Source organism: Reyranella soli (assembly GCF_007992495.1).
Lineage (GTDB): Bacteria > Pseudomonadota > Alphaproteobacteria > Reyranellales > Reyranellaceae > Reyranella > Reyranella soli.
Genome location: NZ_BKAJ01000153.1, coordinates 14,314 through 29,285, shown reverse-complemented (window position 1 = coordinate 29,285; position 14,972 = coordinate 14,314). Strand labels below are relative to the sequence as shown.

Genomic DNA, 14,972 nt, shown 5'->3' with positions numbered 1-14,972 from the left:
CTCCGAAGACGCGCCACAGAGTGGCGCGCTTCCGGCAATGAGTCACTCCACCTTCGCGCCCGACGCCTTGATGATCGGCGCCAGCCGCTTCTCGTTGTCGGCGCGATAGGCCGCCGTGTCGGCGGGATTGAGCCAGCGCCGCGTGGCGCCCTGCTTGTCGAAGGCTTCCTTCAGGGCGGCGCTTTCCAGCGCCTGCTTCAGCAGTTCCGACAGCCGCGTGACCATCGCCGGCGGCAGGCCGGCCGGGCCGCAGACGCCGCCCCACGAGGTGATCTCGAAGCCCGGCAGGAACTCGGCCATGGCCGGGACGTCGGGCGCCGCCGGATGGCGCTCCTTGGAGGTCACGGCGAACGCCTTCACCTTGCCGCCCTTCATCAGCCCGAGCGGGCCCGGGATATTGTCGAACATCATGTCGACCTGGCCCGCCAGGATGTCCTGATGGGCCGGTGCGCTGCCGCGATAGGGCACGTGAAGGATGTTGACGCCGGCCATGCTCTTGAACATCTCGCCGGTGATCTGCGGGCTGGTGCCCGCGCCCGACGAGGCGAACGAGTACTTGCCCGGATTGGCCTTCAGGAGCGCGATCATCTCCGGCACCGTATTGGCCGGGAAATCGAGCCGCGTCATCAGCATGTTCGGCACCTCCCACAGGATGGCGATGCCGGTGAAGTCCTTGCCCGCGTCGAACGGCAGCTTGGTGTAGAGCGTCGGCGCGATGGCGTGGGCGGCGATGGTGTAGAGACCGATCGTGTAGCCGTCGGGCGCCGAGCGGGCGATCGCCTCGGCGCCGACCACGCCGCCCGAGCCGCTCTTGTTGTCGATGATGAACTGCTGATTGGTGAGCTTCTCGAGCTCGTGGCAGACGATTCGCGACAACGTGTCGGTCGGGCCGCCGGCCGGGAACACCACGATGTATTTCACCGGCTTGTTGGGCCACTCGTCGGCCGCGCGGGCGACGCCAGTGGCTATCATCGGGGCAAGCATCGGCGCGGCCAGCGCGCCACCGGTCAGGATGAGTGCGCGACGGCGCGGCAGAATCACATTTTTCATTGGTTGAAACCTCCACTGAACCTTTTCTTGGGCGCGGAGTTTATAGAAGCGGTGTCCGCTTGCAGCAGCGCAATGCGGGCAAAAATGGGGCGTGATGCAACGTTTTCATCCCAGCCGAGTTGACGAAAATGGAATCGAAGCTCGTATGGCAGAACGCCGGTGAACGCACTTATGTGCTCGTCCTCGACGCCGGGGAGGAGGCCTTTGCCGCCATCACCGCCTTCGCCGTCGCCACCAGGCTCGACGCCGCCTCGCTGACGGCGATCGGCGCCTTCGAACGCGCGACCGTCGGCTGGTTCGACCTCGCCAAGAAAAACTACAAGCCGATCGAGATCGGCAGCCAGTGCGAGGCGTTGAGCCTGCTGGGCGACATCGCGCTCGGCGACGATGGCAGGCCCAGCCTGCACATGCACGCCGTGCTCGGCATGAGCGACGGCTCGACCCGCGGCGGCCATTTCCTGAGCGGCATCGTGCGCCCGACCCTCGAAGTCACCATCGTCGAGACCCCGGCCCGCCTGCGCCGCCGCAAGCGGCCGGAGCTGGGGTTGGCGCTGATCGATTTGAGGCAGGAATAAAGGTCCCTCGCTGCGCTCGGGATGACAGGACGTGTCGACTACGCACCCGCTGTCGTCCCGAGCGCAGCGAGGGACCTTTAAAGCCGCGATCAGGATGTTTACGGTAGCGGCCTCATCCCGACACCCGGAGCCGCTATCGTGACCAATCGCGCGCATGTCCTGCTGTGGACCGACCAGACCGCCGCCTATCTCGACGCCATCAAGGCGGCGGGCCTTGCCGATCGCGTGGCGGTCGAGACGCTGCCGCGTAAGGACAAGCCTTCGGCCGAGCAGCTTTCGCGCACCGAGGCGCTGATGGCGGGCGGCGTGCCGCCGGGCCTGCTGCCCAGCATGCCCAAGCTGCGCTGGGCGCAGGCGATGAGCGCCGGCGTCGAAGGCTGGCTGGCGCTGCCCGACCTGCCGGCCGGTCTCACGCTCACCTGCGCGCGCGGCACGCACACCGAATCGATGCCGGAGAACATCATCGGCGCGCTGTTCCATGTCGCCAAACCCTACCGGACGGTGGCGGACCATCAGAAGCAGTCCAAGTGGGTGAACACCGTGGCGCAGCCGCTCACCGGCAAGACGCTCGGCATCCTGGGTCTCGGCGCCATCGGCCAGGAGGTGGCGCGTATCGCTGCCGCGCTCGGCATGCGCGTGATCGGCACCAAGCGGCGCGTGGCGCCGATGCCCAACGTCGCCGAGGTGCTGCCGGCCTCGCGTACCGACGAGGTGCTGGCACAATCCGATTTCGTGCTGTTGCTGCTGCCGGCGACGCCCGAGACCGACAACTTCATCAACGCAGCACGGCTCGCCAAGATGAAGCCCTCGGCCTGGCTGCTGAACTTCGGCCGCGGCCACATCATCAAGGACGACGATCTCATCGCTGCCGTGAAGGCGAAGAAGATCGCGGGTGCGCTGCTCGACGTCTTCCGCCAGGAGCCGTTGCCGTCGGAGCATCCGTTCTGGGCCGCCGAGGGCATCATCGTGCTGCCGCATATCGGCGGGCCTCATCCCCAGCGCGACCGCTTCGTCGCGCGGCTGTTCGTCGACAATCTCGGCCGCTTCCTCGACGGCGCGCCGCTCAAGGAAGTCGTCGACCGTTCGGCCGGCTACTGACTATTCGCTGCGCTTGAACCAGAAGGCGTCGGGCTGGCGTGGCATGCCGATGCGCTCGTAGAAGCCGACGGACTCCGGCATCGACGCCAGCACCAGGCTGACGCGCGGCCCGAGCAGGCGGCGCGTCTCGTCTATCAGGCCCTTGCCGACGCCGAGCCCCTGGGCCGAAGAAGAGACCGCGAGCTCGGAGAGGTAGCAGCACCAGGAGAAGTCGGTGATCGAACGCGCCACGCCGACCAGCATCCGGTCGGGCCGATCGAGCCGTGCGGTGACGACGAGGTCGGCCTGGTCGAGCATCTGCTGCATGCGCGGCCGGTCGCCGGTCGGCCGTGTGGCGCCGAGACCCGAGTCGAGCAGCACGCGACAGAACGCGTCGACGTCGAGGCGAGGTTCATGTGCATACAGGACAGATGATGGCTTGGTCATGAGTGAGATATAGCCCAATCCCGTCATGACGGTGTTTGAAGGAAAAGAGCATGGCTCAATCTCTCGAAGACAAGGTCACCCTTGTCGCCGGCGCCACCCGCGGCGCGGGGCGCGGCATCGCCGTCGAGCTGGGCGCGGCCGGCGCCACCGTCTACTGCACCGGCCGCTCCGGCGAGGGCCGGCGCTCGGAGATGAACCGGGCGGAGACCATCGAGGAAACGGCGGCGCTGGTCGACAAGGCCGGCGGCCGCGGCATTGCCGTCCGGGTCGATCATCTCGTGCCCGCCGAGGTGCGTGCGCTGGTCGAGCGCATCGAGCGTGAGCACGGCCGGCTCGATGTGCTGGTCAACGACATCTTCGGCCTCACCCGCATGGAATGGAGCAAGACGGTGTGGGAGTCCGACCTGGAAGAGGGGCTGCGGCTGTTCCATCGCGCCGTCGACACACACGTCATCACCAGCCACTTCGCCCGCCGCTGATGCTGCGCCAACCGGGCGGCCTTCTGGTCGAGATCAACGACGGCACGCGCGATTACAACGCCGAGCACTATCGCGTCTCGTTCTTCTACGACCTGTGCAAAGGTGCGATCGACCGCGTGGCCTTCGCGCTGGCGCACGAGCTCGAGGGACGTGGCGCGACGGTGGTGTCGCTGACGCCGGGCTGGCTGCGCTCAGAAGCCATGCTCGACGCCTATCAGGTGAGCGAGGCCAACTGGCGCAACGCGATCGAGCGCCAGCCGCATTTCGCCATCACCGAGACGCCGCACTTCGTCGGCCGCGCGGTGGCCGCCCTCGCCCAGGATCCGCAGCGGGCACGCTGGCATGGCCAGTCGCTCAGCAGCGGCGGATTGGCCAAGGTCTACGGCTTCACCGACCTCGACGGCAGCCAACCCGACGCCTGGCGCTACGTCGTCGAGGTCCAGGACGCCGGTAAGCCCGCGGACGTCACGGGCTATCGCTAGGAGTGCAGCGAACCTCCTCTCGGGAGGTCTAGAAAGCGAGCAGCGCTTCGGCGGCGGCTTCGTCGGTGATGAGGACATGGCACAGCCGGGCAAGAATGCCGGCCCGTATGATGGCTGCTTTGTGCGCGCCGCCGGCCGCGAGGACCAGTTCGCCGACCGCCCGGAGCGACGTGAGATCGACCGAAATGACACGGTCGACCAAGGGATGCGAAACAAGGCTACCGCTGGCATTCAGGTAGTGTCCCGCGATGTCGCCGACGGCGCCCGCCGTCCTGAGCGAACGCAATGTATCGCGTGTGATCACACCATACTCCAGCGCCCTGGAGCGGTTGGTCAGATCCACGGCACTCAGCAGCGCACGATTGACTGAGCGTACGGCAGCGAGCGCCGCGGCAACGTGCGTGCTGCGCACGAGCGCATCGCGCAGCTCCCGCGAGTCGGCGATCATCGGTGTGGTGACATATCGGCACGTCGCGCCCAGTGCGCGCGCCATCATGGCGGCGTTGTCATAAGGATTGATGGGTCCGCTCATGGCAAGGCCACCCACCAGCGAGACCACCGTATTGCCTCCGTGCCGGCGGCGAAGGTTCTGAGCCGCGGCATGGATCGTGCCACCCCAGGAGATGCCGAGCGTTTCGGACGGCCCGAGCTGATCGGAGATGTATTGACCTGCGGCTGCGCCGACGACGGTGCGAACATCGAGGTCAGGCGCAGGCGAGGGCACGACGATCGCGCGACGCAGGCGGTATTGCGCGATCAGCCGCGATTCCAACTCGGCGCAGGCGCCGATTTGGCTGTCGATCGTGATCTGCACCAACCCCGAGCTGAGCGCTTGGGCGATGATGCGATTGATGCGCTTTCTGGTGAATCCGAGACGTCGAGCGACTTCCTCCTGCGTCTGCCCCTCCTTGAAATAATGCCAGCAAACGCGCGCTGCGGTCTTCGCATCGAAATCGTCCGCATCCTCGGCGACGGGGGAGGGGACGGCAGCAGTCAGCTTGTTTCTGGACATATTTCCTGTGCTTATTCTCGCATTGGGGACAAATGGGCCGCGCTTGTCACATTTGTGCAGCTACCTTATGGTGAGCACATCTGTGCCTGAAGACAGACATATGTGCTCAGCCGTGTCGGCGCATCAAGTCGCCAAGCCAGCGAGCAAGACATGAACCACGGAACATGATCGGCGTGGCCATCGTCGCTGCCGCCGCCGCAATCCCGGACGCCAGGGTGCACTCGTCACTTCCGCTCCGAAAGGTTCTTGCACCCGACCGGTCACCTTGATCCCGCTGTGCGTCGATTATCTTACAATCGCCGGCTAGAATAGGCGCGTGCTGATCATCACTGCTTCAATCTTCGGCCTGATCGGCGCGTGCCTGGGCTGGCGGAAGGACACGCGGGTGCTCTACCGGCGGCCGGGCTCGAAATGGTCGACCGACCTCGTCCCCAAGGAGAGGATCCGCTCGTCGGTGCTGGCGCGCCGTCGCCGCGAGCGGCTGATGACGACGGCCGAGTTCGGCATCTACGGCGCCATGTTCGGCGCGGCCTTGTTTTGGGCCCTGCAACGCTTCGCAAGGTGAACGAAATAACCATAGTTATTGACCGCCCTTACCGCCCCTGGTACGGTGACGGTCGCTCTATGCATCGTTTATCTGATCTCACAGCACGGCAGGCCAAACCTGCCGGCTGCCGGCTGCCTGCTGTTGTCCGCATTTTCCTGTCTCACTTTGGGGGTGCACTCCACCCCGGAAGGGGTAGCGCAAAATGCGGGAACTGCGGAAATTCCTGACGGCAGTGCATGCACCGCTCACGTCGCTTCGAGGAACACCTTCACGGCTGCAACCGCGTCGGCCAGTCCGACACGATCGACGGCGACGCCGGGCGGAAAGGCGCCCAGCAGGCGGCTGGGCAGCCGGGAGTCCAGCATGACGAACACGCCGCGATCGTCGCCGCGGCGGATCAGGCGCCCGTAGGCCTGCTTGAGGCGCAACCGCGCCAGCATGTCGTCATAGGCGTTGGCGCCGGCGCCCGCTTCCTTCCACGAGGCCTTGCGGGCGCGGTGCAGGATGTCGGGCCGCGGCCAGGGCACGCGGTCGAACACGATCAGGCGCAGCGAGCGGCCCGGCACGTCGACGCCGTCGCGCACCGCGTCGGTGCCCAGAAGGCAGGAATGCTCCTCGGCGCGGAAGATGTCGACCAGGGTCGCGGCATCCATGCCGCCGACATGCTGGGCGTAGAGCGGCAGGCCCGCCTCCTCGAGCGCCGGCGCGATGCGCTGGTGCACGGCGCGCAGGCGGCCGATGGCGGTGAACAGGCCGAGCGCGCCGCCGCCCGCCGCCAGGAACAGCTCGCGATACGCCGCGGCCACCTGGTCGGCGTCGTCGCGCTTGACGTCGCGCACGATCAGCACGCGCGTGGCCTTGGCATAATCGAACGGCGAGGCCATGGCGGCGCGGATCGCCGGCGCCTGGAGATGGCGCGTGCCGGTGCGCGCCTCGGCCACCATCCAGTCGGCCAAGGTCTCGGACTGCTCGTCGTTGGCGGCGGCCGGCACGCCCAGCGAATCGCGCAGGGTCGCCGAGGTGATGACCGCGCCGTGCGACGGCACGATCACGGAGTTCACGAACGGCTCGGTCGGATCGAGGTAGTGCCGGTACATGCCGACATCGATCTCGCGGTTCTGAATGCGCTCGATGGCGAACCAGTCGACAAAGGCGGGATCGGGCTCGTTGTGCAGGCCGCGCAGCATGGCGCGCCAGGCTTCGAGCGTGAGCTCGCAGCGGTTGGCGAGCGAGCGGGCGACGCCTTCTATGCGCCCGCGCTGACCCGAGTCGAGCTTGTCGGCCTCGGTCTCCAACTTGGTGCGCAGCGCCTGGCGCAGCCGGCGCACCGGTGCCAGCATCTGCTCGAGCGCCTCGCCCAGCCGGTCGGCCGCCTCGACCAGGCCGGGATTCAGCGGGCGCACATCGCATTCCTGGCCGAAGCCTTGGTCGTCGCCCGACGCCCGCGCGCGCACCTGTTGGCGCACCAGGGCCAAGAACTCCTCGGCCGGGCCCAGCACCGTGCCGTCAGCGAGCCGCGTCTGCCAGTTGGGCGAGGGCAGTTGCTGGGCGAGGTCGAGCAGGCGGCGCAGCGCCCTATGCGCTTCGAGGTCGTCGCCCAGAAGATCGGCAAGGCGTCGTTCGAGACCGCGGGCGCGGCTGCCGCGGCGGCCTTCGGCGCCCAACAGCCAGCGCCGGAGGTCGGAAGCTTCGACTCCGCTCAAATGCGCACCGAAGGCGCCGTCGGCAGCGTCGAACAGGTGATGGCCCTCGTCGAACACGTAGCGCAGCGGCCGCGTGGCGTCGTCGAGGCCACCCATCGCCGCCTGCACCATCACCAGCGCATGGTTGGCGATCACGATGTCGGCCTGGCGCGCGCGGCGGATGGTGCGTTCGACGAAGCACTTCCGATAGTGCTCGCACGCCGAGTAGATGCATTCGCCGCGCCGGTCGGCCAGCCGCGAGATGCGGCCGCGGCCTAAAAGGTCGAGCAGCCAGGCGGGCAGGTCGCCGCCCACCATGTCGCCGTCGCGGCTGTTGAGCGCCCAGCGCGCCAGCAGGCCAAGGCCGACGGCGTTCTCGGGCTGCAACCCCGTGCGCAGCACGGCTTCCTGGAAGTTCAGCAGGCAGAGATAGTTCTCGCGGCCCTTGCGGATCACGACCCTGCGGCGCTTCTCGGCCGAATCGCGATGCAGCCGATCGAGCTCGTTGTCGATCTGGCGCTGCAGGTTGCGGGTGTAGGTGGCGATCCAGACCGGCGCGCCGTTCTTCTCGGCCCACAGACTGGCCGGCGCGACATAGCCCAGGGTCTTGCCGACGCCCGTGCCGGCCTCGACCAGCACGACGTTGGGCTGGTCCTCGCGTTCGCGCGGCGCGAAGGCCTGGGAAGCGGCCGAGGCGTAGTCGCTCTGCGTCGGCCGCGCCTCGGCGATGTTGGCGCCGGCTGCGACCATCTGGGCGAGCCGCAGGCGCGCCTCGCGCGGCTCGACCGGCTGGCTCGAAGGCGGCGGTGCGGGCGGCGGCTCCTCCCATTGCGGCAGGCTCTTCCAGACGTCGAGCCCGGCGCCCGGCCGCGGCTTCTTGGCCGTGGGGTCGATGCCCAATGCGGCCAGCACGTCATCGCCCCACGGCCATTGTCCACGCGCCATGGCCAGCGCTGTCTCCGCGAGTTCGCGCGAGGCCAGTGCCGCCATGTCCTCGAGCTCGTCGAGCAGCGCAGTCGCGACCTGAGGCAGCGCGGCGACCTCTTCTTCCGGTGTTGTCGGCACTGCGAGGTCGACCGCTTCGCAGAGGCCGCGCGTTGTCGGCAGGCAGAACTTGGCCGGCCGCACGAAGGCGAAGAGTTCCAGGACATCGAGCGCCGGCAGGTCGTCCAGGCCGAGCCGCGCCGCCACCGCCGGTGCGTGGCAGACAAGCGGCGAGCTGGCCGCCGCACGCATGGTGGCGTCGGCGGCGCGCAGCCTCTCGATCGTCCCGCCTGGTCCGCGCCACAGCGCGCCGCGGGCGGTCGCGATCAGAGAAGAGCGGTTGGATAACGACACCATCAACAGCCGGATAGCATACACTGTCAGCCAAATGACGCTCAGTCGTCGTCTCTTCCTGTCCATGGTGATGGCAGGAACCGCACTTCCGGCACCACCGACGTGGGGGGCGGCCGAGCCCGACGTGATCATCGTCGGCGCCGGTGTCGCAGGCCTCGCGGCCGCTAAGACCCTGATGGCGGCCAACAAGAGCGTGCTGGTGGTCGAGGCGCGCGAACGCATCGGCGGCCGTGCTGTCACTGACAGCACCACTTTCGGCTTCCCCTTCGACCTCGGCGCGCAATGGATCGAGGCCGGTCGCACCAATCCGGCCATGGCGATCCTGAAAGAGATGAATGTGCGGCCCGTGCCCGACCGCCAGGAGCAGGCGATCTATGTCGGCGGAACCGAAGCCCCCAAGGAAGAATACGCACGCTTCGAGAAGATCGCCATCGATGCCTCGCGCAAGCTGGTCGAGGCCCTGAGGACGGCAGCCGACGTGCCGGTCGGCCGTGTGCTGGTGGCGCAGGATCCGCTGGAGCGGCTGGCCTATGCCATGGTCGGGCCGCTGGAATCGGGTGTCGAGCTCGGTGAGCTCTCGGCGCGTGACTTCATGCGCCAGCCCGAGACCGAGCCGCAATATTCGGTGCCCGAGGGCCTGGGCGCGCTGGTCGCCCGCTGGGGCGCCAAGGTGCCGGTGAAGCTCGGCACGCGGGTGGTGCGCATCGATTCGACAGGCGGGCAGGTGCTGGTCGTCACGACCAACGGCCAGCTGAACGCCAAGGCCATCATCGTGACGGTGCCGACCGGCGTGCTGGCCAGTGGCCCGTTCGGCTTTGCTCCGCAGCTCAGCGTCGCCAGGCGCGAGGCGATCGCCCAGCTGCCGATGGCGCTCTACAACAAGGTGGCGCTGTCGTTCGGCCGCAAGGTGATCGATGCGCCGGCCGACCGCAGCGTCATCGGCCTCAACCGCAAGCAGGAGGCGTTCGACGCCATCGTGCGGCCCTACAACCGCGAGGCCGCCATCGTGTTCGTGGGCGGCGCGCAGGCGCGGCAGCTCGAGGAGGAGGGCACCGGCGCGGCCCTGGGCTTCGCGGTGTCGGCCCTGGCCGAGATCTACGGCAACGACTTGCGCGGCCTGCTGGCGCGCTCCTCGGTCACGCGCTGGGGCAAGGATCCGTTCGCCCGCGGCTCGTGGTCGATGGCGACGCCGGGCAACGCCGACAAGCGGCTGGTGCTGGCCCAGCCGCACCACGATCGCGTGTTCTTTGCCGGCGAAGCGACCGATCCGGTGTGGGCGACGCGCGTCGGCGGCGCCTATGCCTCGGGCGTGCGTGCGGCGCGCGAGGCGCTGGCCGTCCTGGGAGCAGCGGGCGCGAAACGCTGACTGGCGAGCGACAGTAGTGCCGCCAGCACCAGGCCCGCGGCCGCCAGCAGCGAGGGCCAGACCAGGCTGCCGGTGGCATCGTAGACCACGCCGGCGAAGACCGGGCCGATGATCTGGCCGAGGCTGAAGGAGGCCGTCATCAGCGCGATGCGGCCGCGCGGATCGCCGACGCCCGCCTCGCGCGCGCCGATCAGGCCGAGCGCCGTCAGACCCATGAAGGTGCCGCCGAGGAAGAGGGCCGCGATCACCACGCCCATTGTCTGCAGCCACAGCACGCTCGCGACCACGCCGGCCGCCTCGACCAGGCTCGCCACGGCGAAGGCCGGCAGGATGCCGATGCGGCGGCCGAGCGCGCCCCACAGCACGACCGACGGCGCGGCGCCGATGCCGACCAGAATCCAGGCATAGGGCTCGAGATGACGGATGGCGGGCGAGCCGCGCACGATGTCGATCAGGAAGGTCGCGGTGATGATGTAGCCGATGCCGAACAGGAAGTAGGCGACGGCGAGCATGATGAAGGCGGATGAAAGTTTTGTCCGCGGCACCCGGGCTGTGGCGGCGGAGGGGGCGGCTTCCGCCGTCACGGTCAGCGCGACGGCGATGGCAGCGACTGCCGCCAGGCCTGCGCTCGCGAGCCACATGTTGCGCCAGTCGCCGAGCATGGCGACCACGGCCGCCGACAAGGCGATGCCGATGCCGACGCCCGAGAAATGCAGTGCCGACAGGCCGCTGCGGCCCGTGGCGGCCAGCCGGTCCAGCACCAGGGCGGAGCTGAAGATCAGGCAGAAGGCGCTGGCGACGCCGGCGGCGAGCCGCAGCAGCAGGAAAAGGACGAGCGACGTCGTGGTGCCCATCGCCGCCAGGCAGACGACGTTGAGCACGAGGCCTGCGAGCAGCCAGCTGCGGCGCGAGCCCGGCAGGCGCACTGCCGCCAGCAGGGCGCCTGCGAGGTAGCCGACGAAGTTGGCCGAGGCGATCAGCCCGGCCTCGGCCTTGCTGAGCGACAGCGCCTCGACCATGGGCGGCAGGATGGGGGTGTAGACGAAGCGGCCGATGCCGATGCCGGCGGCCATCGCCAAAAGGCCACCTAATGCCAGCATGAAAGGGCTTTTGTTCATTGTATGCGGGGCACTTTGGCCTTCCGGCCGCATTGACGCAAATGCCCCTCGCACCTAGTTTGACCGATCCATGTCCCAGATCGATCGTACCCTCGCCGAGGCCGCGCGCGCGTGGCCATTCGAAGAAGCCCGCAAGCTGGTCGCCCGGATCGGCGGCAAAGCGCCGGCCAAAGGGTACGTGCTGTTCGAGACCGGCTACGGCCCTTCGGGTCTGCCGCATATCGGCACGTTCGGCGAGGTCGTGCGCACGACCATGGTGCGCCAGGCCTTCCAGCGCCTGAGCGACGTGCCGACCCGGCTGTTCTGCTTCTCCGACGACATGGACGGGCTGCGCAAGGTGCCCGACAACGTGCCCAACAAGGAGATGCTGGCCGCCAATCTCGGCAAGCCGCTGACCTCGGTGCCCGATCCGTTCAGCAACGAGCATCCGAGCTTCGGCGCGGCCAACAACGCACGGCTGCGCGCCTTCCTCGATTCCTTCGGTTTCGAGTACGAGTTCCAGTCGGCGACCGATTGGTACAAGTCGGGCCGCTTCGACAAGATGCTGCTGGCCATGCTGCAGCACTACGACGAAGTGCAGGCCATCATGCTGCCGACGCTCGGCGAGGAGCGGCGCGCGACCTACTCGATTTTCTTGCCGATCTCGCCCAAGACGGGCCGCGTGCTGCAGGTGCCGGTGATCAAGACCGACGCCCAGGCGGGCACCATCGTCTATCGCGACGAGGATGGCACGCTGGTCGAGACGCCGGTGACCGGCGGCAACGTCAAGCTGCAGTGGAAGGCTGACTGGGCCGGCCGCTGGTTCGCGCTCGGCGTCGACTACGAGATGTACGGCAAGGATCTCATCCCGTCGGCGGAGCTCAGCGCGAAGATCGTGAAGATCCTGGGCGGCGAGCCGCCGGAGGGCTTCAACTTCGAGCTCTTCCTCGACGAGGAAGGCAAGAAGATCTCCAAGTCCAAGGGCAACGGGCTCTCGGTCGAGGAATGGCTGCGCTATGCGCCGCCCGAGTCGCTGGCGCTCTACATGCAGCAGCAGCCGCGCCGCGCCAAGCGTCTGTACTTCGACGTCATCCCGCGCGCTGTCGACGATTACCTCGCGGCAGTCGAGAAGCTGCCGGCCGAGGAGCCGGCCAAGGCGCTGGAGAACGCGGCGTGGCACATCCATGACGGCAAGGCGCCGGCCAACAGCGCAGCCGGCGTCAATTTCAACATGCTGCTCAATCTCGCGAGCGTGGCTCACACTGACAGCAAGGACGTGCTGTGGCAGTACCTGCGCCGCTACGTGCCAGGCGCCACGCCGGAGAACGCGCCCTATCTCGACCGCCTGCTGACGGGCGCGGTGGCCTACTACCAGGACTTCGTGAAGGCATCGAAGAAGTTCCGCCTGCCTACGGCCGCGGAGCGCGAGGCGCTGCAGGATCTCGCCGAGACGCTCGCCAAGCTGCCGGAGGAATCGACCGCCGAGTTCATCCAGAACGAGGTCTACGAGGCGGGCAAGCGCCACTTCGCGCAGGCCGAGCTGCGTCAGTGGTTCAAGACGCTCTACGAGGTGCTCCTGGGCAGCGAGCAGGGGCCGCGCATGGGCGCCTTCATCAAGCTCTACGGCCGCGACAACGTCGTGAAGCTGATCGAGCGGGCGCTGGCCGGTGAGGATCTCAGCCGCGCGGCCTGAGGTGGTCACGCTCTGCGGCGACGACGAGCTGGACTACCTCGCCAGCCGGACGCGGTTCGAGCAGGGACAAGGATTCCTGCTCGATGAATCATATCGTCTCGCCCATCTGCCGTTGGTCGCGCCCGATCATCCACGCGTGATCGCGCGTCGTGAGGGCCGGCACTACGAGATGGGTCGGCACGAGCCCGTTTTCTCGTTGTCGCTGCCGATTGCCGACGCGCTGCTGCGGCGATCGCAGGCCTATCTGTCCCTCGAGGCCGAGCTCAAGGCATCGCCGCTCGCACCCAAGATCGCCTGGGACATCGTCGAACGTCGTCGCCACAAACTGCACGCCACCCTTTGCGGCTCGCTGGCGATGGGGCAGGTACCGCCGGTCCTCGACGCCGCGCAGCGCGATGCCTTGAGGCGCCTCGGCCCTGTCGCCGTCGAGCTGCGCGGCTTGTTCTCAGGCAACGTCAACCGGGGGCGGCTCTATCTGCGCGTCTATCCCGAGAAGCGCGGCGGGACGAACGTTTTTCACCGCATTCAGCAAGCGATGGGTCGCCGCCCGACCGACCTCTATGTCGTGGGGATCTACAATCTCAACGACGACCTCGACGCGCTGGAGTGCGCGGCCCTGGCCGAACTCCTCGATCGCTGGTGGGATAGACCTATCGTGAGATTTCAGGCCGAGGCACTATGGCTGCTGGGGGCCAGCGACGACTTGGTGCTCGGGCCTGAGACGGTGGAGAGGGTGCCCCTCATTTGACGATTCGCGAGGGATCGATGGATCAGGTCGTCTTCGATTATCTCAACCCCAAGGTCCCGGCGGGACTTCGGTTGATCGACGTGCCGCTGGTGCATGCCACAGAGGAGTCGATCAAAGGCTACGGCGAGATCGCCACGAGCCGCGACCATCGCATCGAGATCGTGCCGTGGCCGCTTGCCGGCTGGCGCAAGCTCGATGCCGGCACCGGCATCGAGGGCGGCACGACCGAGGGCATCTTCGCCTGCGAATGGCGAGCCAACGAGCTCTTGGGACGCAACGAAGCCGTCGGTGGCCATTACGTCATCGGCTTCCGCGAGCGGCCCGAGCAGGCGGCGGCCGGCGTGGCGCTCGCCGGCGATCGCGTGCTCCTGTGGCATTGCAACTATCATCCCGACGGCGGCCAGCTCTTCTTCCCAATCGACGGCCAGCCGTTCGTCGTGCCGGTGGCCAAGCCGGGCGACAATCTCAAGCCCGAGGATTTCGTCGCACTGTGGTCCGACGGCAGCTTCGGCATCTACATCCATCCCGGCATCTGGCACGAGGGCGTGTTTCCCGTGACGCCGACCGGCCGCTTCTTCGACAAGCAGGGCCGGGTGCATGCGCGGGTGAGCTGCGACCTCGCGGGCGAGCTCGGCGTGCTGCTCAACGTGCCGCTGCCGATGTCGACGCCGCCTCCCTTGTGATGCTCCCGAGATAGGCCAGCACCAGCCGCACCAGTTCGTCCTCGAAGGGGCGGCTCTTGAAGAACGGCTGCTCCTCCAGGACGGCGGCGCGCAGCACGCCGATCATGGCGCGCGACATCACGAACATCTGCAGCGGCGTGAGCCTGGCGAAGACCGGCTGCGGTATCGTTCCGACGCGCGCGCCTTGCTCGGCGATGAAGGCGACGACGGGCAGCATCAGCTCGGCATGGTGACCCTGCGACAGGACCGCCTCCATCACCGCCTTGCGCGCGCGCTGGCGGCCGCGGAAGGCGTGCACCGCCGCCCGCACCATGGCGCGCACCCGGCCCTCAGGCGTGGGATCGATCTCACCGCTCAGCGCCCGCGCGATCTCCGCCAGGCCGAGGCCGACCTGCTGCCTGGCGAGCGCCAGCAGGATCGCGTTCTTGTCGTCGAAGTATTGATAGAGCGTGCCGATGCTGACGCCGGCCCGCTCGGCCACGGCGTTGGTGGTGAAGCCGGCGAGGCCGCCGGCTTCGAGAATCTGAGCGGCGGCCTCCAGGATCGCCGCCGCAGTCTCGGCCGCGCGTGCCTGGCGGGGAATTCGCCTTTTTATTTCAGGGGCTTGGCGGCGTGTGGTCATGGCGGTCCGGGCTCGGCAAAGGCGAGTACGAGAACATGAGGATCGCTCATATATTGCTCGCAAGGCAAATCACA

13 protein-coding genes and 1 pseudogene are annotated in these 14,972 nt (G+C 67.9%); 8 read left to right on the top strand and 6 right to left on the bottom strand.

Annotated features, from left to right (window positions below; all coding sequences use genetic code 11):
- Positions 1-42 precede the first annotated feature (42 nt).
- The gene (locus tag RSO01_RS36725; protein WP_147155579.1) at positions 43-1,050 is read right to left on the bottom strand and encodes a Bug family tripartite tricarboxylate transporter substrate binding protein; all 1,008 of its coding nucleotides are present in this window, start codon (positions 1,048-1,050) and stop codon (positions 43-45) included.
- A 128-nt stretch (positions 1,051-1,178) separates the two neighbouring features.
- Here RSO01_RS36725 and RSO01_RS36720 point away from each other — a divergent pair, with 128 nt between their 5' ends.
- Positions 1,179-1,625, top strand: coding sequence for a PPC domain-containing DNA-binding protein (locus tag RSO01_RS36720; RefSeq protein WP_147155578.1), 447 nt, complete (start codon positions 1,179-1,181; stop codon positions 1,623-1,625).
- A gap of 138 nt (positions 1,626-1,763) precedes the next feature.
- Positions 1,764-2,723: a D-2-hydroxyacid dehydrogenase gene (locus RSO01_RS36715; protein ID WP_147155577.1), complete on the top strand. Its 960-nt coding sequence runs from the start codon at positions 1,764-1,766 to the stop codon at positions 2,721-2,723.
- Here RSO01_RS36715 and RSO01_RS36710 read toward each other — a convergent pair whose 3' ends face one another.
- The gene (locus tag RSO01_RS36710; RefSeq protein ID WP_147155576.1) at positions 2,724-3,149 is read right to left on the bottom strand and encodes a GNAT family N-acetyltransferase; all 426 of its coding nucleotides are present in this window, start codon (positions 3,147-3,149) and stop codon (positions 2,724-2,726) included. It abuts the gene before it with no gap.
- Between the two features lie 50 nt (positions 3,150-3,199).
- On the opposite strand from RSO01_RS36710, the pseudogene RSO01_RS36705 reads away from it, so the two are divergent.
- Positions 3,200-4,110, top strand: a pseudogene (locus tag RSO01_RS36705) (SDR family oxidoreductase).
- Between the two features lie 28 nt (positions 4,111-4,138).
- On the opposite strand, the gene RSO01_RS36700 reads toward RSO01_RS36705, so the two are convergent.
- Positions 4,139-5,122 (bottom strand): sugar-binding transcriptional regulator, encoded by a 984-nt coding sequence (locus RSO01_RS36700; protein WP_147155575.1) that lies wholly within the window; start codon positions 5,120-5,122, stop codon positions 4,139-4,141.
- 316 nt (positions 5,123-5,438) lie between these two features.
- On the opposite strand from RSO01_RS36700, the gene RSO01_RS36695 reads away from it, so the two are divergent.
- Positions 5,439-5,687: a hypothetical protein gene (locus tag RSO01_RS36695; protein ID WP_147155574.1), complete on the top strand. Its 249-nt coding sequence runs from the start codon at positions 5,439-5,441 to the stop codon at positions 5,685-5,687.
- Between the two features lie 227 nt (positions 5,688-5,914).
- Here RSO01_RS36695 and RSO01_RS36690 read toward each other — a convergent pair whose 3' ends face one another.
- On the bottom strand, positions 5,915-8,692 hold the full coding sequence (locus RSO01_RS36690; RefSeq protein ID WP_147155573.1) for an ATP-dependent DNA helicase: 2,778 nt from the start codon (positions 8,690-8,692) through the stop codon (positions 5,915-5,917).
- A 31-nt stretch (positions 8,693-8,723) separates the two neighbouring features.
- Between RSO01_RS36690 and RSO01_RS36685 the strand changes: the two genes are divergently transcribed.
- Positions 8,724-10,055 carry a flavin monoamine oxidase family protein gene (locus tag RSO01_RS36685; protein WP_170303634.1) on the top strand — a complete coding sequence of 444 codons (1,332 nt, stop codon included), beginning with the start codon at positions 8,724-8,726 and terminating at the stop codon, positions 10,053-10,055.
- Here RSO01_RS36685 and RSO01_RS36680 read toward each other — a convergent pair.
- On the bottom strand, positions 9,986-11,155 hold the full coding sequence (locus RSO01_RS36680; protein WP_218037571.1) for a YbfB/YjiJ family MFS transporter: 1,170 nt from the start codon (positions 11,153-11,155) through the stop codon (positions 9,986-9,988). The genes RSO01_RS36685 and RSO01_RS36680 overlap by 70 nt on opposite strands.
- Positions 11,156-11,243: 88 nt before the next feature.
- On the opposite strand from RSO01_RS36680, the gene RSO01_RS36675 reads away from it, so the two are divergent.
- The 3 genes from RSO01_RS36675 to RSO01_RS36665 are packed head-to-tail and all read left to right on the top strand — an operon-like array spanning position 11,244 to position 14,276.
- Complete coding sequence (locus RSO01_RS36675; RefSeq protein ID WP_147155570.1) at positions 11,244-12,845, top strand: lysine--tRNA ligase; 1,602 nt, start codon at positions 11,244-11,246, stop codon at positions 12,843-12,845.
- The gene (locus tag RSO01_RS36670; RefSeq protein WP_147155569.1) at positions 12,820-13,593 is read left to right on the top strand and encodes a hypothetical protein; all 774 of its coding nucleotides are present in this window, start codon (positions 12,820-12,822) and stop codon (positions 13,591-13,593) included. The genes RSO01_RS36675 and RSO01_RS36670 overlap by 26 nt, the downstream gene beginning before the upstream one ends.
- Positions 13,594-13,610: 17 nt before the next feature.
- On the top strand, positions 13,611-14,276 hold the full coding sequence (locus tag RSO01_RS36665) for an ureidoglycolate lyase (protein WP_147155568.1): 666 nt from the start codon (positions 13,611-13,613) through the stop codon (positions 14,274-14,276).
- On the opposite strand, the gene RSO01_RS36660 is transcribed toward RSO01_RS36665, so the two are convergent.
- Positions 14,236-14,898 carry a TetR/AcrR family transcriptional regulator gene (locus tag RSO01_RS36660; RefSeq protein WP_147155567.1) on the bottom strand — a complete coding sequence of 221 codons (663 nt, stop codon included), beginning with the start codon at positions 14,896-14,898 and terminating at the stop codon, positions 14,236-14,238. The genes RSO01_RS36665 and RSO01_RS36660 overlap by 41 nt on opposite strands.
- Positions 14,899-14,972 lie beyond the last annotated feature (74 nt).

Coding starts and splice junctions, on each gene's coding strand:
- RSO01_RS36725 (WP_147155579.1), bottom strand. CDS start 1,050: ATGAAAAATGTGATTCTGCCGCGCCGTCGCGCACTCATCCTGACCGGT.
- RSO01_RS36665 (WP_147155568.1), top strand. CDS start 13,611: ATGGATCAGGTCGTCTTCGATTATCTCAACCCCAAGGTCCCGGCGGGA.
- RSO01_RS36700 (WP_147155575.1), bottom strand. CDS start 5,122: ATGTCCAGAAACAAGCTGACTGCTGCCGTCCCCTCCCCCGTCGCCGAG.
- RSO01_RS36720 (WP_147155578.1), top strand. CDS start 1,179: ATGGAATCGAAGCTCGTATGGCAGAACGCCGGTGAACGCACTTATGTG.
- RSO01_RS36660 (WP_147155567.1), bottom strand. CDS start 14,898: ATGACCACACGCCGCCAAGCCCCTGAAATAAAAAGGCGAATTCCCCGC.
- RSO01_RS36690 (WP_147155573.1), bottom strand. CDS start 8,692: ATGGTGTCGTTATCCAACCGCTCTTCTCTGATCGCGACCGCCCGCGGC.
- RSO01_RS36680 (WP_218037571.1), bottom strand. CDS start 11,155: ATGCTGGCATTAGGTGGCCTTTTGGCGATGGCCGCCGGCATCGGCATC.
- RSO01_RS36685 (WP_170303634.1), top strand. CDS start 8,724: ATGACGCTCAGTCGTCGTCTCTTCCTGTCCATGGTGATGGCAGGAACC.
- RSO01_RS36675 (WP_147155570.1), top strand. CDS start 11,244: ATGTCCCAGATCGATCGTACCCTCGCCGAGGCCGCGCGCGCGTGGCCA.
- RSO01_RS36710 (WP_147155576.1), bottom strand. CDS start 3,149: ATGACCAAGCCATCATCTGTCCTGTATGCACATGAACCTCGCCTCGAC.